Source organism: Psychrobacillus sp. NPDC096389 (assembly GCF_044762855.1).
Classification (GTDB): domain Bacteria; phylum Bacillota; class Bacilli; order Bacillales_A; family Planococcaceae; genus Psychrobacillus.
In genome coordinates this window covers 60,206-78,020 of record NZ_JBIWFB010000004.1, presented here as the reverse complement: position 1 = coordinate 78,020, position 17,815 = coordinate 60,206, and the positions used below count along the sequence as shown (strand labels likewise).

At 37.9% G+C, this 17,815-nt stretch carries 16 protein-coding genes; 12 read left to right on the top strand and 4 right to left on the bottom strand.

Annotated features, from left to right (window positions below; all coding sequences use genetic code 11):
- Positions 1 to 7: 7 nt before the first annotated feature.
- A complete protein-coding gene (locus ACIQ38_RS11900) occupies positions 8 to 421 on the bottom strand; it encodes a MarR family winged helix-turn-helix transcriptional regulator (protein ID WP_402822781.1) in 414 nt (137 codons plus the stop codon).
- Between the two features lie 180 nt (positions 422 to 601).
- Between ACIQ38_RS11900 and ACIQ38_RS11895 the strand changes: the two genes are divergently transcribed.
- Complete coding sequence (locus ACIQ38_RS11895; RefSeq protein WP_402822778.1) at positions 602 to 1,804, top strand: ABC transporter permease; 1,203 nt, start codon at positions 602 to 604, stop codon at positions 1,802 to 1,804.
- A gap of 152 nt (positions 1,805 to 1,956) precedes the next feature.
- On the opposite strand, the gene ACIQ38_RS11890 is transcribed toward ACIQ38_RS11895, so the two are convergent.
- Entirely contained in the window at positions 1,957 to 5,043 is a 3,087-nt protein-coding gene (locus ACIQ38_RS11890; RefSeq protein WP_402822775.1) for an efflux RND transporter permease subunit, read from the bottom strand.
- Positions 5,044 to 5,143: 100 nt separating this feature from the next.
- On the opposite strand from ACIQ38_RS11890, the gene ACIQ38_RS11885 reads away from it, so the two are divergent.
- From ACIQ38_RS11885 to ACIQ38_RS11860, 6 genes are all read left to right on the top strand, one after another.
- Positions 5,144 to 5,977: a TetR/AcrR family transcriptional regulator gene (locus tag ACIQ38_RS11885; RefSeq protein ID WP_282241052.1), complete on the top strand. Its 834-nt coding sequence runs from the start codon at positions 5,144 to 5,146 to the stop codon at positions 5,975 to 5,977.
- A 144-nt stretch (positions 5,978 to 6,121) separates the two neighbouring features.
- Entirely contained in the window at positions 6,122 to 6,955 is an 834-nt protein-coding gene (locus ACIQ38_RS11880) for an alpha/beta fold hydrolase (RefSeq protein WP_402822771.1), read from the top strand.
- 198 nt (positions 6,956 to 7,153) lie between these two features.
- Positions 7,154 to 7,870, top strand: a complete 717-nt coding sequence (locus tag ACIQ38_RS11875) for a carboxymuconolactone decarboxylase family protein (protein ID WP_402822768.1) — start codon at positions 7,154 to 7,156, stop codon at positions 7,868 to 7,870.
- A 13-nt stretch (positions 7,871 to 7,883) separates the two neighbouring features.
- Positions 7,884 to 8,570, top strand: coding sequence for a CoA transferase subunit A (locus ACIQ38_RS11870; RefSeq protein ID WP_402822765.1), 687 nt, complete (start codon positions 7,884 to 7,886; stop codon positions 8,568 to 8,570).
- A complete protein-coding gene (locus ACIQ38_RS11865; RefSeq protein ID WP_402822762.1) occupies positions 8,563 to 9,198 on the top strand; it encodes a 3-oxoacid CoA-transferase subunit B in 636 nt (211 codons plus the stop codon). Before ACIQ38_RS11870 ends, ACIQ38_RS11865 begins: the two co-directional genes overlap by 8 nt.
- Positions 9,199 to 9,210: 12 nt before the next feature.
- On the top strand, positions 9,211 to 10,404 hold the full coding sequence (locus ACIQ38_RS11860) for a thiolase family protein (protein WP_402822759.1): 1,194 nt from the start codon (positions 9,211 to 9,213) through the stop codon (positions 10,402 to 10,404).
- Positions 10,405 to 10,483: 79 nt separating this feature from the next.
- Here ACIQ38_RS11860 and ACIQ38_RS11855 read toward each other — a convergent pair whose 3' ends face one another.
- Complete coding sequence (locus ACIQ38_RS11855) at positions 10,484 to 10,804, bottom strand: DUF3870 domain-containing protein (protein WP_402822756.1); 321 nt, start codon at positions 10,802 to 10,804, stop codon at positions 10,484 to 10,486.
- Between the two features lie 158 nt (positions 10,805 to 10,962).
- Here ACIQ38_RS11855 and ACIQ38_RS11850 point away from each other — a divergent pair, with 158 nt between their 5' ends.
- The 5 genes from ACIQ38_RS11850 to ACIQ38_RS11830 all read left to right on the top strand — a co-directional run bounded on the left by ACIQ38_RS11850 (position 10,963) and on the right by ACIQ38_RS11830 (position 15,598).
- Positions 10,963 to 12,294 carry a short-chain fatty acid transporter gene (locus ACIQ38_RS11850; RefSeq protein ID WP_402822754.1) on the top strand — a complete coding sequence of 444 codons (1,332 nt, stop codon included), beginning with the start codon at positions 10,963 to 10,965 and terminating at the stop codon, positions 12,292 to 12,294.
- 62 nt (positions 12,295 to 12,356) lie between these two features.
- Entirely contained in the window at positions 12,357 to 12,959 is a 603-nt protein-coding gene (locus ACIQ38_RS11845) for a carboxymuconolactone decarboxylase family protein (protein ID WP_402822752.1), read from the top strand.
- Positions 12,960 to 12,973: 14 nt separating this feature from the next.
- Positions 12,974 to 13,861 (top strand): 3-hydroxyacyl-CoA dehydrogenase NAD-binding domain-containing protein, encoded by an 888-nt coding sequence (locus ACIQ38_RS11840; protein ID WP_402822749.1) that lies wholly within the window; start codon positions 12,974 to 12,976, stop codon positions 13,859 to 13,861.
- Complete coding sequence (locus ACIQ38_RS11835) at positions 13,862 to 14,905, top strand: zinc-dependent alcohol dehydrogenase (RefSeq protein WP_402822746.1); 1,044 nt, start codon at positions 13,862 to 13,864, stop codon at positions 14,903 to 14,905. It abuts the gene before it with no gap.
- Positions 14,906 to 14,917: 12 nt separating this feature from the next.
- Positions 14,918 to 15,598: a cyclase family protein gene (locus ACIQ38_RS11830; protein ID WP_402822743.1), complete on the top strand. Its 681-nt coding sequence runs from the start codon at positions 14,918 to 14,920 to the stop codon at positions 15,596 to 15,598.
- A gap of 199 nt (positions 15,599 to 15,797) precedes the next feature.
- Here the strand turns inward: ACIQ38_RS11830 and ACIQ38_RS11825 are convergent, their stop codons facing one another.
- On the bottom strand, positions 15,798 to 17,408 hold the full coding sequence (locus ACIQ38_RS11825) for a thiamine pyrophosphate-binding protein (protein WP_402822740.1): 1,611 nt from the start codon (positions 17,406 to 17,408) through the stop codon (positions 15,798 to 15,800).
- Positions 17,409 to 17,815 lie beyond the last annotated feature (407 nt).

Sequence of the window (17,815 nt, the reverse complement as noted above, 5' to 3'; positions counted from 1 at the left end):
TATTTACTTATAATTTACTAGAAATTTCTTTTAAAACTCGTGCCACGACCAGTCTCTCCTCATCTGATATACCTTCTGATAAGTCTCTTTGGAAATGATCAATTTTTACCCGTACTTGACCATATACGTTCAGTCCCTCATCCGATAACTGAACAATTTTTACCCTTTTATCACTTCCAACTTGAATTTCTACATATCCAAGTTCGACTAATTTTTGAACCAGTTTTGTCGTGGTCGGCTTTTCCACGTTTTGATGTAGCGAGATGTCGCCGATTGTCTTGGCTCCTTCTCGAAAAATGAGAAACATGATAGACCATTGGGCAGTTGTTAGATTAAATGATGTTAATAATCCATTCAATCGATTTATATATGGTCGATACATATTTATATATTCATTAAAAAGTTGTTTGTATGGCTCCATGAAATCACCTTCTTTTTAATTAGTTAGTGAAACTAACTAATATTATATAACGTTTAATTGGAATTGTCTACCCTACTTCAACTAAATAAAATTCACTTTTCTACTCATACTAATCTTTTACAACTCAATATACAGGAATATCCGCTATTAGTTAACTTCATCTTTAGGAGGAATATAGCATTGAAAAGGCTACTCAAAATAAAAGCTACTTGGACACCCATTTGGATGGTTGCATTTCTTATGTTATGCATGATTAGTATTTATTTACCTGTATTTGGCGGACCTTCGCAAAGGTTAACTAATTTTCCTCTTATCATTGTCGATGAAGATACTGGTACATCTTCTTTCACTACAGCCAAGGAAATTGGAGATAGCCTTATTCAAACGCAAAACGGACATACTTTTTATTGGAGAATCGTAGCAAATAAACAAATGGCATTAAAAGAATTAAAGGACAATCAAGCGTATGGTGCGTTAATCATTCCTTCTAACTATTCTCAAGGACTCACGGAGTTGCATAATGCTCTAATGTTAGGAAAAACAGAAGGGCAAGCCGTTCAAATAGAAATTTTATTAAATGAAGGCGGAGGTCAGTCGACAACCATGATAGCGACAAACGCACTTAAAATGGTGGCTAACGCTGCAACCACCAATGTGAGTCAACATTTACAAAGGGAATTAATCAAAAAAGATATACGAGTTCATCCTAAAATGGCCTCTTTAGTAGAAAATCCAATTCAATTTAAGATGAAAAACGTGCTAGGTCTTCCCGAAAACTCCAATAAGGGAATGACGCCATTTATGCTTATTCTAATTACATCCATTTCAGGACTTATGGGTGTCAATATGGTCTCTGCCTACGTCAAAAATATTGTCGCATCACTTAGAAGTAAAGATCATCTATTAAGCAACTCAAAAGTACTTATAACAGAACTCATTCTAGGAGTATTTTTGGCTGCTATTGTTGCTTTCATATTGCAAATAGCAGTATTTATCTTTTTCGGAAGCTCCCATACTACAAGTATTTGGCTAATTTTCTTATTTACTTTCTTATGTTGCATGACGATGTATTTCCAATTCAAACTTATTGGATTGTTTCTTGGTAGGTGGGGGATTCTAGTTATGTTCCCAATCAATATCATGGGTATTTTTTCGAGTGGAGGCGCAGTTCCTATAACCACATTACCGTTTGTCCATCGTTTCTTCAGTACAATTTTACCTACACGCTATATGGTCGATGGGATGAGAACACTGCTTTATTACGGTGGGAAATTACAAGCGGGACTTGGGCATGCCTTAATAGTCCTTACAGTATTCTTTATTGTTTTCCTAAGCGTCTGTTTATTAGTTGCTTATCATACTTATCGAAAAGAACTCGCATGATGAAACACTTCTTTTTCTATTACAACTAACTGTCTTTCCCTTTTATTCGTCTGAGTATTCTTACAATTTTCGATATAATTATTTCCCAAGAAATAATCTTGTCGAAAAACAAAGCCCAACAAGACGATCTTTCATCTTGTCGGGCTAATATATTAGTTTTCTTCTATTTCTTTACGATTTTTCTTGAATAGTTTGGATAGCATCTCATACACAATTGGTACAACGATTAATGTTAATAAAGTGGAACTTACTAACCCACCGATTACCGTAATACCTAACCCTTTCGAGATGAGACCGCCTCCGCCACCAGATCCAAGTGCTAACGGGATTAATGCACCAATAGTTGCAATTGCCGTCATAAGGATTGGACGTAAACGAGTGCCACCCGCTTCTAAAATCGCTTCGCGCATTGTCATACCATCACGCTCCATATGCACAATACGATCCACTAAAACAATCGCATTCGTTACAACGATACCGATTAACATTAATAGACCCATCATAACAGATACAGAGATTGTTTCGCCTGCGATTAATAAGCCTACAAACGAACCAATTACTGCAAATGGTAACGAGAATAGAATCGCAAACGGTGCAACACCTTCACGGAATGTAACAACAAGGATAAAGTACACGATCGCAATTGCTGCAAGCATTGCAACAATCAGTTGTGTAAATGTCTCTTCCATATCTGCAGCCGCACCTGCAGTGTCAATCGTAACACCTTTAGGCAAATCTAATTTATCAATTGCCTTATCCACTTCTGATGTAGCTTTAGAAATGTCCGCTCCTAGAATCGTACCTGAAACTGTTGCGTAATACTCCCCTTTACTTCGTGCAAGTGTATTCAATGTTGTACCTTCTTCAACAGTTACAAGCTCAGAAAGTTTCATCGTTGTACCAAGTGCTGTAGGTACTTCCGTTGCTAAAATATCATCGACAGATTTAGGTTGAGTAGCTTGTTCTTGCTGAACAATTACTTGTAATGTATCTCCGTCTTTTTCAACAGTCGTTAAAACGTCTTGTGTTTTGTTTGGGTTTAACATCATGACAATTTGACCAGTTGTTAAGCCATATTGCAGAAGTTCGTCTTGCTCTACATTGAATGTATATTCAACATATGCATCCTCTGCACTTGAAGAAACGTCTTCTAAGCCGTCATTTTCACTCATAACGTCTTCTACCATTTTTACTGCTTCATTTAGTTTATCTAAATCTTCACTGTAGAAAGTGTAGCTAACTTCGTTTGTAGACATCGACATAGAAGTGAAGTTTTGGCTCTTCCATTCGCCAGTTTGACCAATGTTAAACACATAGTCTTCAATTTCCGTCCGTACTTCTGGGAAGTCTTTCATGTCAGGGTCAAAGATTAGGTACATTAATGCACCGCCTGCTCCTCCACCCATCATCGCTGTCATCTGATCAGCACTATCCGTAATAGATAATTGAACGATATCAATATCATCACGTTTTAATAGTTCTTCCTCGACTACCCCTACGTTTTCCAAAGTTTCTTCTTTTAACTCGCCCGCTTCTGGCGTATATGTTAGATACATTACTTTTTCTTCTTCACTGCCCATGAAACTGAAACCGATTAATGGCGTTAGTGCCACACTTCCAGCTAATAGAACAATGGCAATAAGAGAAGTAATAACTTTATGATTTAAACTCCAGTTAAGAATACCTTTGTAGCCGTTCGCCATTTTACCTGCTTCTTTATGGCTACTTTCTGTTTTTTCACCATATAACTTTTTCTTAAATAAGAAGTGAGATAAAGCAGGAACTATCGTAATCGCAACTACTAATGATGCTGCAAGTGCAAATGTCATCGTTAATGCGAAAGGCATGAACAACTCACCGACCATACCACCCACGAAAATAAGTGGTGCGAATACCGCTACGGTTACTAATGTAGAGGACATGATTGGTTTGAACATTTCAATCGTTGCTTCCCGTACAAGGGCACGACCAGTTAATTTCTCTGACTTCAAATGTAGACGACGATAGATATTCTCCACTACTACGATAGAGTCATCTATTACACGTCCGATTGCAACCGTAATTGCACCTAACGTCATCATATTTAACGTAATATCCATCCAGTTTAATAGTAGTAATGCCATGAAAATCGAAACTGGAATGGAAACGATAGAAATAATAGTAGATTTAAAATCACGTAGGAATAGCAGAATGATTAATACTGCAATCAAACCACCAAATAACGCTTTTTCAATCATCGTACTAATCGAAGCTTCAATTGGCGCACCTTGATCTAGTGATATATCGATGATAATCCCATCGATAGCTGCCTTTTCTTCTTCAACTAAATCCTTCACAGCGTTTACAACGTCTACTGTATTCGCTTGTTGTCCTTTAACTATTTGAATAGCAATCGCATTTTCACCATTTGTACGTGAAACAGATTGTACTTTACCTACTACTTCGATCGTAGCAATGTCAATAAGTTTTACGAATGGAGATGGATTTTCGGCTGTTGGCGTAACAGGGATAAGCATTTCTTTTAGCTCATCAGCTGTCATAAACTTACCATCTACCGCGACTGCTTGTTCACCTTCTTCAAATTCATATAAACCTAATGAAACAGCTAAATCGCTCGCTTGAATCATTTGTTTGACATCATCTTCTGATATACCAAGTTCGGCCATCTTTTCTTCATCATAGGTAAGCTGAACTTCTTCAATATGTTGACCTGTAATAGTAGCAGATGCAACGCCATCAATTTTTTCGATTTTTGGAAGCAATAGATCTTCTACCGTTGATGTCAAGTCAACGATATCTTCTGTAGTGCTACTCACACTTAATGCCACAACCGGCATCATATTCATGCTAATCGCAGTAATAGATGGTGCTTGTGCCCCTTCTGATAAATCCACTGCATCTAATGCAGATTGCAAAGCACGTTTCGCTTCATCCATATCTATCCCATATTCGTACTCTACTTGAATATTTGCCATATTCGAGTAAGAATTAGAATAAACAGATTTTACATTTTCTAAGTTCTCCACCGCTTTTTCTAACGGCATCGATATATCTTCCATTACTTGTTCAGGAGTTGCCCCTGGATATACGTCCATGACCATTAAGAATGGAATAGAAATATCCGGAATTGTCTCCGTTTTCATTTGTGTACCCGAATAAATACCGGATACTGTAATAATTATCGTAAGTAACCATACTGCTAGCTTATTTTTTAATACAAAGTTAACTAAACCTTTCACTTTTACACCTACCCTAAATTGACTTATCTAGCTCCGTTAATTATACTAATGACTAATCGGTCAATTGTCAACGATATTACCTAGGAGCGATACAAAAACTATGAGTAAAAAACAATTAATAATGGAAAAAGCATTAGAGCTTTTTGCGAAACAAGGTTTTGAAGCAACTTCCGTTCAACAAATAACTGATCATTGCGGTATTTCAAAAGGGGCATTTTACTTGTCCTTCAAGTCAAAAGACGAACTGATTTTTTCATTAATCGACTATTTTATGACACAACTTATTTCAGATATTGACTACAAGGTCAAAAACACACAAAATAATGAACTTTTGTTCACATATTTCTATACTACTTTTCAAACCTTTTCTCAACATTCGGACTTCGCCAAAGTTCTTATGAAAGAACAAGCCCAAACATTTCACAATCAAGAACTAATTGAAAAGATGTATATGTACGATAGATTAGTAGATAAAGCTACTTTATCTATGGTGGAGCGTTTATATGGAGAAGAAATAATCAACACAAAATATGATTTAGTTTATTGTATTAAAGGATTAATGGGCAATTATTCAAAGCTTATGCTATTCTCTAATGTTCCTCTAGATTTGAAGTTGCTATCTGAATCACTTGTCGAAAAAATAAACTTACTTGCCGAGCATGCTACTATTGCATTCATCTCAGAAGATTTTATTCGGTCGATGGAACAACCCGCTCTGAAAGAAGTAACAAACGAACAGTTATTAGAGATGCTTACACAAAAAATTGAGGAGATGGAGGAGTCCATTGAAAAAGAATCATTGATCCTACTAAAACAGCATCTGCTTGATCCCTCATTAAATCTGGCAATCGTAAAAGGATTAATCGAAAATATTCGCAATCATCCTCATTGCAAATGGATTTCTTATTTACTTCTTAGTTACTTTAATTTTTAAATAGTGAAGGGCAGAATGCATTTTGCATTCTGCCTTTTTTAATTTTGCATGGTCCATCATTCGCTCGCACTGTAAAAATATTTTGACATTTTTCTAGAGTTGATGTACAAATTACTTTAGGCTTTTTACAAAAGGAGGATACATATGGAATATCGTTCAATTGAAGTTAACGGCGGTACACTTACTTATGCTGACTATGAGGGATCAAAAAATGTAATAATCGGTGTTCATGGTTTAACAGGAAATAATAAACAACTACATTACTACGCGGAGTTACTTAAAGATGATTATCGCTTTATTTCTGTCGACTTGCGAGGACGCGGCAATAGTTCTTCTGCTACAGAAAATACCGGTATCGAGCAACATACCCAAGATATTATTGCGTTGATAGATGCATTAAATATACAAAATCCCATTTTAATGGGCTACTCGATGGGCGGATTCATTATGGCGAATGTTGCTAGCAAACGCGATGATGTAAAAGGTGTCATTTTACTTGATGGCGCTGCCACTTGCACGGATCATCAACGTCAAATTGTCGAGCCTTCTCTAAGTCGTATTAGTAAACATTATGAATCTGCTGAAGGATATTTAGAGGAATTAAAAAAAATCTATAGCAATCTCGGAGTAGTTTGGGATGAGCATATGGAAAGTGTAGGTCGCTATGAAATAGCTGAAGTAGATGGACATTGGGAGAATAAATCCGATGAAGCTAAAATTCGACAAGACTTCCAAAGCTTTTATGATTACAAACCTGCTGATATATTCACAAATGTAAAATGCCCTGTTTTATTAGTACACTCAACAGGCGGCATAGGCACTATGCCTGCCTTATTTTTAGCTGAATCCTATATTGAAACACAACAATACGCAAAAAATATTCACAAAATCACATCCAACAGCAATCACTATACGCTTGTTTTTGAAGAACGTAGCGATATAAACCCAACGATAAAAGATTTTATAAGAAAATTATAAAAAAAGGTTGAAATTTGTTGAGTTTTATGTGAATAATTAAATAATCTTAATATACAGCCTATCAAGTGGCTACAAGGAAATACCCTTTCTTTGTTTTCCCCACTTGACTGTTGGCCACACTTATCTCAAAAGACACCACTACCCGTGTCTATGAGCATAGGGTGGCCTTTTTATATTCTTAAAAGGAGCGAACATAGTATGACAACTGGATTAGAGTACTTTAAAAAAGTTTATGACGTTGTCCCAGGTTGGGTACAAAAAATGCATGACTACAACCCAGCAATGTTAGATCATTACACAGCATTACGTGGCGCGGCGATGGCTGAAGGTGTACTTTCTGTAAAAGAAAAAGATATTTTACTAGTAGGCATGAATTCCGCTCGATATTATGCACGAAGCATGGTTTATCATACAAAAGGCGCAATCGATGGAGGCGCTACACTGGAAGAATTGGCCGAATATTTACTGGTAGCCTATAACTACGGTGGAGAGAAAGCATTACAAATTGGTCTTCAATCTTTTGAATATGCACTTGAGTTAACTGACACTCAGCATGATAGGATTTCACACGATGCAACAACTCAGGATATTGTTCGTTATTATGCACATTTTGCTTCCACTGATGAAAGCAAAAGTTACTACGAACAACTAATCTCTCTTGTTGAATCAAGAGATGAAAACGCTTTAATGGATAAATTACTAGCATCAAATCTAGTAGACGAACAGATGAAATATATTTTAATGACAGGCATCTACACCACTGTTTTAAAAAATAAAGAAACAGATTACTGGGCAAAACAGGCGCGTGAAAAAGGAGTAGATGAAGCTCGTTTAGCTGAACTTGGATACATTTGTCTCCTCACAGCAGGTATCCCTTCTTGGTTCGAGATCAGTGACGCACTTATTCAAAAATAACGGAGTGAAAAAAATGATAGTTTATAATTCAGCAGAACAAGCACTAGATTGTGTACAAACTGGTCAAACGATAATGGTTGGCGGCTTTGGTCTTGTCGGCGGGCCTTTGACACTAATTGATGCTTTAGTAGATTTGGATGTAAAAGAATTAACGATTATAAGTAATAATCTCGGGGAGCAAGGTAAAGGACTAGGAAAATTACTAGAACAACAAAAAGTAAAAAAAGCAATAGGATCTTATTTCACAGGAAATCGCGATGTAGGTGCTGCCTTTGGGCGTGGGGAAATTGAGATTGACTTATTACCTCAAGGTACATTAGCCGAGTCTATTCGAGCGGGTGGTGCTGGGATTGCTGGCTATTATACAAAAACCTCTTTCGGCACTAACTTATCCAAAGGTAAGGAAACTAAGGTGTTTAACGGCGAAGAATATGTTCTTGAGGAGGCATTACACGCTGATGTCGCAATCATTAGAGCCCACAAAGCGGATACATTGGGTAACCTTGTATATTACAAAACCGCTCGCAACTTTAACCCTCTTATGGCAACGGCCGCTAAAACCGTTATTGTCGAAGTGGATGAAATTGTAGAAGTAGGCGAACTAAAAAGTGATGAAATCGCTACACCTCACCTATTCGTCGATCGCATCATTTTGGCTAAAAAGATTCTGACAAAGGAAGGTGTCATCGAACATGGCTAATCCAATTCAAGAAGCTATCGCCAAGCGAGCTGCTCAAGAGTTAGAGAATGGGCAAATTATTAATTTGGGTATTGGAATTCCAACACTTGTGGCTAACTATGTAGAGCAAAATCACGTTTTCTTCCATACCGAAAACGGCATGCTTGGTGTCGAGGATGTAAACGAAGAAGATATTGATCCAAATATCGTCAATGCCGGGAAATTTGCAGTTGGGGAGGCTATAGGTGCTTCATACTTTGATAGCGCTGCATCCTTCGCAATGATTCGCGGTGGACATGTAGACGTAGCTATTCTAGGAGTTCTCCAAGTGGATGAACATGCACGTATTGCTAACTGGGCAGTACCAGGAAAAAACATTATCGGTGTAGGCGGTGCAATGGATTTACTAGTAGGTGCACGCAAGGTCATTGTAACAATGACTCATACATCAAAAGATGGGAAAAGCAAAATTTTGAAGGAATGTAATTACCCTATTACCTCCACTCGTAGCGTAGATACCATTATTACCGATCTAGCGGTTTTTAAATATATCGACAATCAATTACATCTAGTTGAATTAATGCCTGGAGCAGACTTAGAAACAGTTGAAGCAAATACCGAGGCAAGTTTCATCAATGCATTGAATTAAGGAGGTAGCAACATGAAAGAAGTAGTAATTGTAGAAGGTGTTCGGACAGCAATTGGAAAGCTTGGCGGCTCACTAATGAATCAGACCGCCGACTACTTAGGTGCTGCTGTAATAAAAGAATTATTGGCCCGCACACAAATAGATCCTAATGAAGTGGATGAAGTAATTTTAGGTCAAGCAAAACAAAGTGCAGACCAATCCAACGTGGCTCGCCTTGCTTCATTACGTGCAGAACTCCCGCTTGAAGTACCAGGTTACACAGTACATCGTCAATGCGGTTCTGGCTTACAATCCATCAATAACGCCGCGCAGCAAATCGCCCTTGGGTTAAGTGATGTAATTATTGCTGGTGGTACAGAATCAATGAGTACAGCCCCCTACTACATTCGCAATGCACGATACGGTCTTAATGTAGGGAACGGCCAAATATTAGATCCAAATACGGAAAGTCAGCCCGGCTCTCAACCCGAATCTTATGGTATAAAAACAATGGGTGAAACAGCTGAAAACTTAGCAGAAAAATACTCCATTTCTCGTGAAGCACAGGATGCATTTGCCTATCAAAGTCAATTACGCACTGAAAACGCTATTAAAAACGGCTACTTTGAAAAGCAAATTGTCCCTTACGAAATTAAAACACGTAAGACAACTGAAATATTCAAGGTGGATGAGCACCCACGATTAACACCTATCGAAAAACTAGCTACTTTAAAACCTGTTTTTCGGGAAGGTGGATCTGTAACTGCTGCTAACGCTAGTGGACGTAATGACGGAGCGGCTGCCCTTCTCGTAATGTCAAAAGAAAAAGCAGAAGGGCTAGGACTTCAGCCAAAAGTGAAGATTATCGCCCAAGCAGCTGCTGGTGTAGACCCTTCGATAATGGGTATTGGACCTGTCCCAGCAACACGAAAAGCATTAAAACAAGCTGGCCTTTCCATTGATGATATCGATGTCATTGAACTAAATGAAGCTTTTGCTTCTCAAGCATTAGCCGTTATTGAAGAACTGGGCTTAGACCAAAGCAAAGTAAATCCTAACGGTGGAGCTATTGCAATGGGACATCCGATTGGTGCAACTGGAGCCATTTTAATGACGAAGCTAATACACGAATTGGAGCGTACTGACAAGCGTTATGGGTTGGTTACACTATGTATTGCCGGTGGACTTGGTATAACAACTATTGTGGAAAATTGCCAAGCACAATAAAAAGAAAATTCTCTTAAGAGAATTCTCTTTTTATAAGTAAAATGTAACCGCTTTAATTTCTACAAGTACTTTAAATAATCTATTTAGTTATCTTTTCTAAATATCTTTTCTGAGCAGATTTTAAAGCGACTACAACTGCTCCACTTGAAGGGGCCATGTAATGGTCTTCAATACGCTTAATCAAAATATTGATATCGGATGTAAAGTCAAAATTTATTAACATACGTTTAAAGAAATTTTGTGCTAACTCCGTTATAAAAGTAAATTCAGCATCGACTATTTTATGTGTTTTTTCATCAATTTCGAGCACAATTCCTGCGTGTTTGTATATTTCATACATTGCTGTGCCTTGGGGAGCTTTTGCATACGCAGTCACCAATACAGTATTTAATTTTTGCATAGATAGGAACCTCCGTTAATTTAAACTAAATATAGTTTAGCATAGTTAATCTGAAAATTAGCTATTGTCATGCAAGTTAAGGTCTAATTGTTCCATTTACACAAAAATTTATATGGGAGTAATTGTTGCTTTTTAAACAATTTTAGGGGGATTTTATCATGGAAGCATTAACTAATTTTTTCACTTCAATAATGAGAAAGTATTTACCAGATCCATTCGTATTTGCAATTGGTTTAACCATTTTGACATTTATTCTAGCGCTTTTAATCGAGGATATTTCATTTCTCAATTTAACCACTTCATGGGGTGATGGTTTTTGGAACCTTTTAGCCTTCACTACCCAAATGGCCGTTATTTTAGCTATGGGTTATGTATTAGCAACAGCGCCAATTACGGATCGCTTGTTAAATAAGATTGCTAGCATGGTACATACACCAAAAGCGGCAATTATTGTAGCTACACTAGTAGGTGGAATCGGGAGTTACTTAAACTGGGGATTCGGACTAGTCATCGGTGGCATTATCGCAAAAAAATTAGCAACAAAAGTAAAAGGCGTCCATTATCCATTAATTATTGCAGCTGCATATTCTGGTTTTACATTTTACGGATTAGGCCTTTCTGCTTCTATTCCAATTCTAATTTCAACACCAGGTCATTTCTTAGAGGAAAATATGGGTATTATCGCTTTATCTGAAACTATTTTTAGTTTGCCAATGATTCTTACAGCTATTTTCTTAATGATCACATTACCATTATTTAATGCTATGCTTCATCCGAAGGACGCAAAAAACGTTATCGAAATTGATCCTGCTTTACACTCAGATACGAAAAAACCAAAAATAAATGTATTGGAAGAAAATACATTTGCCAACAAGCTAAATAATAGTCGCACACTTTCTTATTTAATAGGTGTTTTAGGTCTGATTTACGTAGTAATACATTTCGCTAATGGGAAATCATTAGACTTAAATATTCTTAACTTCATCATCTTATTTGTAGGGATTATTTTACTTGGTACTCCTGCAAAATATACAGAACATTTATCAGATGGTATCAAAACTGTGTCAGGTATCATTCTTCAATTCCCGTTCTATGCAGGTATTATGGCAATCATGGCGGCGTCTGGACTAGTAGATACAATAGCAAAAGTATTCGTTGATATTTCTACTCAGCATTCATTACCATTCTGGGGGTTGATTAGTTCTTTCTTCATTAACTTCTTTGCACCATCTGCCGGCGGTCACTGGGCAGTACAAGGTCCTTTCATGATTGATGCTGCTAAGGCACTCGGAGCTTCGCTTGGAGAAACTTCGATGTCCGTTATGCTTGGTAATGCTTGGAATGATTTAGTACAACCATTCTGGATTTTACCAGCACTTGCACTATCTCGTTTAAAACTGAAAGACATTATGGGTTTCCTTGTAATGATTATGTTCTATGTAGGAATTGTTTATATCGTCGCTACACTAGCTTGGTCTTACTTATATTAATAAAAAAGGAAAGAGCCCTTGTTTCATAACATTGGCTCTTTCAATTAGATGGAGGTTTCGTCATGCACTCATTACTACAGAGTTCTTCACTATCAAAAAAAGACAAGTCTTTGCTATTAGTAGGGTTATTTGCTGCTCGTCGCGAGGAACAGGCTATGCTCCACTTTACAGAAGTGGCCATTGAGGCTGGTAACACGGTACAAGAAATTGCAGAACTAATTTCTGCTGCCATTATTTCTCGCGGGATCCCAGCTTGGTTATCGGGCATCGATGCTATTTCTAAAGCAATTGAACTGTCTGGAAAAGCTGAATCTAGCATAGAGTCACAAAATACTTCTGCTTTCTCCACTCAAGAAGCGTGTATTAGCTATTATCAATCAGAGTTTGAGCAGCTTCCTAAATGGATTGAGTATTTAGTGGACTATGCGCCTGATACACTATTAAAGTATAGCAATTTACGCACTACTGTCCTCCGTGACGGGGTAGTATCCCGTTACTTAAAGGAATTACTTTTATATGCAATCAACATTTGCGATCAGTATCCAAAAGGTATTGATATTCATAAAACAAACGCTATTACTTTAGGTGCAACAGATGAAGTACTTCTAGATACTCGAACTATCTGTATTTATGTAGTGGGCATTCAAGCCATGTTTAACGATTAAGGAGATGTTAAGTTTTGCAACATGTATGTATAATTGGCGGTGGTTTTATGGGAGCCGCTCTAGCTAAATATTTTTTAAACGCTCATGTCAAGGTGTCACTATTCGAAGAATTTACAACCCGTCGTCAAGAACTAATGGCAGATAAAACTTTTCAAGAAGTACATTTTATAGAAAGAATAGAGGAATGTAAGGAAGTAGATTTTATTATCGAAGCAATTACGGAAAATTTACAGGCAAAACAGCAGCTATTTGAAACCATAGATGATTACTTCCCTGCTTCCACTACCTTTTGTACAAACACTTCTAGCTATCTGATTAGTTCTATTGTAGAAAACGTCAAGAATAAAGAAAGAGTGATTGGCACACATTTCTTTTCGCCCGCGCACATTACTCCTTTAGTAGAAGTTGTGCCTAGTGCTTTTACGAATAGCAATCATATTCAAAAAACAATGACCTTTTTACAATCTATTGATAAAAAGCCTGTACTACTGAAAAAAGAAATCCAAGGGTTTGTGGCTAATCGTCTCCAAAGTGCCCTTTCACGAGAGGCCATGTCGCTTGTCCAAAATGGGATTGTTTCAACAGAAGAACTAGATTTCATTGCTAAATGGAGTTTAGGGGTTCGTCTAGCCAACACTGGTCCTCTCGAACAACGAGATATTAATGGTCTCGATACGCATATGGCTATAGTAAAGTACGTTTACCCTACACTTGAAAATGGGACGGAACCATTACCTATTCATGAACAATTAATGACTAATAAACGATTTGGTATGAAGACAAACAGAGGATTTTATGATTGGTCGAAAACAGACAAAAAACAATACCTGGCCGATAAAGAGAAGGTTTTATTAAATATTATTAATGCTGTTTCGGCTCAGGATGAAGAGGTGGGAAAATAAATGCATTACGAAGCGTTAGTTAAACATTCATCAGCTCAAAAGGATGTAAAATTTGAAACATATGAAATCCCTCAATTAGAATCCCATCAAAGTTTGTTGAAAGTAAACGCTGTGGGCATTTGTGGAAGTGATTTACATATGTATGATGGACACGGGGGATACGATTGGGTGACCTATCCTCTCGTTTTAGGGCATGAGGTAACTGGTACAGTGGTCGCCGTTGGTGAAGGGGAAGTTCCTCGGCAACGAATGGTCATTAATCCATATAAAAGCTGTGGTAAATGTGAATTTTGCCTAGCAGGTGATACTAATCGCTGTGATTTTGAAGAGTATAAATTTATAAAGACACCAACAGAAGCATTGCGTTATGGATTCCGCGAAGCTGGTGGAATGGCAGAATATATGGTTGTTGACAACAATAATCTAATTCCGATCGGAGATGAAGTAACCGATGAGGTTGCTGCGATTTCAGAGGCTTTGGCCGTAAGCTATACCGCCGTAGTAAAAATAGAAAACTTTACGAAAAAGTCCATACTAGTAGTTGGTCCAGGACCCATTGGCTTAGGTGTAGCAGCAATATTAGTTGGTGCTGGCAATGAGCAGGTAGCAGTATTAGGCACTTCCGTTGATGAACAACGTCTTCAACTTGCTAAGGAGATGGGGGTTCCACTAGTTTATCAAAAGGTAGAGGATATTCCACATGAACAGTTCAAAGGTTTTGACGCCATCATTGACTGTTCAGGACATCCAACTATCCCTAATACCGCACTTCGTCTTTTAAAACGAGGTGGCGAGCTCATCTTAGTCGGCATTAATCCAGCTAATTTTTCTGTCCCTATGGATCAAATCGTTCGTGGTGAAATTAGTATAAAAGGGAGCTATGGCATTACCCAATCAAATTATGAAGCAGTATTATCGCTTGCTGCAGATGCTCGGTACCCTTTCCAACAGCTAATTGCACAGACTGTCCCTTTTAAAGACTGTCTACAAGGCTTTGAAAATGCATTAAATAAAGCAACAGGTAAAGTCGTTATTAAAATGTAAGGAGGAATATACATGAAACTCATTGATTTAACTTTAGAAATTTACGATGGACTACGTTCTTATACATCCCATCCACCAATCGCTATTGCAGAGGAATCCACTTTTGAAAACTCTGGAAATCGTTATATCTCTCCGTGTGAAGGTTTTGAGTCGCGCATGCTAAAAATGTCAGATCATAGTGGCACACATATTGATGCACCTTTGCACTTTATGCGTGACGGTGAATCCACTTCGGATATGGACCTCTCTAAAACATACGGAGAAGCTGTACTATTAGACGTTTCCGACATTAAAGATCCCTTTCAAGCTGTAACACGAGAAATGTTAGAGGAAGCTGAAAAACGCCAAGGTATTATTGTTCAGCCAAATGACATTGTCCTTACACGTACCCGTAAGCTTCAATGGGGAGAAGGATCTTTTTTTGAAGAACATGCATTTGCACCTTGTGCTGGTGATTGGCTCGTAGAAAAACAAGTGAAATGTGTTGGTTTAGATTTAGCCAATATTGATGTTCATGACAATATGATGCGCGAGGTACATCTGAAAGTTTTAAGCGTCCCTATTTATATTGTGGAGAACCTGGTCAACTTACATCAGCTTCCCTTAAATGAGCATTTCACTTTCATGGCACTTCCACTTAATCTAAAAAACGCTACAGCTTCTCCTGTTCGTGCTGTCGCATTTGTTAAATAAGGTCGTTTAAAACAGAAACCATTCTTCTATTTAGGGGATATACTGTGCATAAGTTGTATAACTTTTTTAGTGAACTCTACAACTTTTTTGTTGAAAATATAAACTGTGAATAGTTTGTGGAAAACTTTTCGGAATCATTTCGGTTAATAAAAATATAGAGTTGGTTCAAGAATTACTTGAACCAACTCTATTTTTGTTTTTATCCTTCTGTTTCTGGAAAAAACGCCTGCTCTGTATAAATATCAACGAGAGTAGGGCCAGTAGCGTGAATGGCTTCTGCAAGAATAGACTCCAAATCTTCATCGGATTCCGCTCGAAACCCTGTCCATCCGCAAGCTTTAGCTACTTGAACAAAATCTGGATTAGTCAATCGCGTTCCCAACTCCCTATCTCCTGCTGCTTGGATTTTATCACTTTCCATCTGTAGTGCTCCGTTATTAAAGACCAGAACTGTAATGTCTAGGTTATAGCGAGTAGCAGTTAATAGATCAGCAAGTGTCATCTGAAGACCTCCATCTCCGACTATGGCAACAACTTGTTTTTCAGGCTGCACCAGCTTTGCCGTGATAGCTGCTGGAAGTCCGAAGCCCATCGAGCGCCAATAACCGGAAAATAAGACGGACTGCCCGCTCGGACGAAAATTTCGATTCATCCATACCGTTATATCTCCTGTATCCAATGTAAGCACCGCATCTTCTGCGACTGTTCGTTCAATTGCGCGAACTATACGGGACGGATGGATGGGAGAACCCGTAATCTGACCTTCCTCTTCATTTTGGGTAGCCCATTTTACTTTTACTTGCTCTACTTGAGTCTCCCAAGCCACATTCTTTTGATGACCTTCTAAACTTTGTTGCAAAAGAGGGACGACTTGTTCTGCTTTCCCATTGACTCCAAGCTCTGTTGGAATTCCTTTATGAGCAGATGTAAAGTAAGGATCAATTTGAATGATTCGTGCATCATTAGGTACGTACCCCTCTGGCCACCAAGTTGCTCCTACAATGAGAACAACATCAGCTTCTTTAAAAACTTCTGCTGCGTGAGGATTCCCCCCCTCTCCAATTCCTTGAAGAAGGCATGGCGTAGATTCTTTAAACAATCCTTTACCACCTAAACTAGTCAGAATACCCGCTCCCCAAGTTTCAGCAAGTTCTTCAACAGCAGAAGCTGCCTTTTTCGCTCCTGCTCCAGCAAGGATAATTGGCTTATTTGCTGTTTTCATCACTTCCGCTACTTCTTCTAGATCTTCTATTTCAAAAGAGGCAGTTCCTTCTATTAATGTCGGCAATGCACGAGCCTTCACAGTTGTATTTACTTGAAACAAATCCTTTGGTATAGACAGATGCGTGACTGCACGCTGTTGAATCGACGTTTGAGCAGCTTTTTGAAGGAGATCAACTATTGCATCTTCACTAGCAAGATTTGCTGAATAAGTCGCAAACGGCTTGAAAAGTTCCTGTTGATCCACAAACTGTTGATAATCTGTGCCTATTTTGTTGCGTGGTGCTTGACCAGTGATTGCCAAGACAGGAGCTTTATCAGAATAAGCATCCCCAAGACCATTTAGTAAATTGGCTGCTCCCGGTCCCATCGTAGCTGTGCACACCGCAAGCTTTCCAGTCAACTTAGCCTCAGCAGAAGCCATAAATGCAGCAACGGATTCATGTTTCACAGGAATAAACTCCATCTTGTCCTGTTTGGCCATAGCATCTAACAACCCTATAATGGCATCTCCAACGACACCATAAATACGTTTGACTCCTAATAAAGACAATTGATCCAGCATCACTTCAGCAACAGTTTTATTCATAAAAAATAACCTCTCCTTTATGCATTTACTTATCAAGTAATTTCCCTTAAATGATAGTGGTAAACATCAAGCTACAGTTTTCTCTAAATTGGGGATAAGTTGTGCATAAGTTATGTGATTTTTTCGATATATAAGTGGATAACTAAGCAATAATCATGAATTGTGAATAAGTTGAGGGAAACTTTTAGAATAAATATTCAAAAACAAACCACTCCATACACAAAGCAGAATTTATTGTTTAACAATTGCTTTAATATTTTTTTGAAGATTTAAAGATAGAGGAAATAAAAATGCTTTATAAAAAGAAATTATAAAAGGCGACTACCTGTGTCCTTTCAATTCTAGTCACCTTTTAATATATGCATATTCTCATTAAATTCATCTTTCTATCATGCTTTTTAACTGCT

Bases quoted from the DNA above. Each gene is read 5' to 3' on its own strand.
- ACIQ38_RS11900 (WP_402822781.1), bottom strand. From the start codon at position 421: ATGGAGCCATACAAACAACTTTTTAATGAATATATAAATATGTATCGA.
- ACIQ38_RS11885 (WP_282241052.1), top strand. From the start codon at position 5,144: ATGAGTAAAAAACAATTAATAATGGAAAAAGCATTAGAGCTTTTTGCG.
- ACIQ38_RS11880 (WP_402822771.1), top strand. From the start codon at position 6,122: ATGGAATATCGTTCAATTGAAGTTAACGGCGGTACACTTACTTATGCT.
- ACIQ38_RS11875 (WP_402822768.1), top strand. From the start codon at position 7,154: ATGACAACTGGATTAGAGTACTTTAAAAAAGTTTATGACGTTGTCCCA.
- ACIQ38_RS11870 (WP_402822765.1), top strand. From the start codon at position 7,884: ATGATAGTTTATAATTCAGCAGAACAAGCACTAGATTGTGTACAAACT.
- ACIQ38_RS11865 (WP_402822762.1), top strand. From the start codon at position 8,563: ATGGCTAATCCAATTCAAGAAGCTATCGCCAAGCGAGCTGCTCAAGAG.
- ACIQ38_RS11860 (WP_402822759.1), top strand. From the start codon at position 9,211: ATGAAAGAAGTAGTAATTGTAGAAGGTGTTCGGACAGCAATTGGAAAG.
- ACIQ38_RS11855 (WP_402822756.1), bottom strand. From the start codon at position 10,804: ATGCAAAAATTAAATACTGTATTGGTGACTGCGTATGCAAAAGCTCCC.
- ACIQ38_RS11850 (WP_402822754.1), top strand. From the start codon at position 10,963: ATGGAAGCATTAACTAATTTTTTCACTTCAATAATGAGAAAGTATTTA.
- ACIQ38_RS11845 (WP_402822752.1), top strand. From the start codon at position 12,357: ATGCACTCATTACTACAGAGTTCTTCACTATCAAAAAAAGACAAGTCT.
- ACIQ38_RS11835 (WP_402822746.1), top strand. From the start codon at position 13,862: ATGCATTACGAAGCGTTAGTTAAACATTCATCAGCTCAAAAGGATGTA.
- ACIQ38_RS11830 (WP_402822743.1), top strand. From the start codon at position 14,918: ATGAAACTCATTGATTTAACTTTAGAAATTTACGATGGACTACGTTCT.
- ACIQ38_RS11825 (WP_402822740.1), bottom strand. From the start codon at position 17,408: ATGAATAAAACTGTTGCTGAAGTGATGCTGGATCAATTGTCTTTATTA.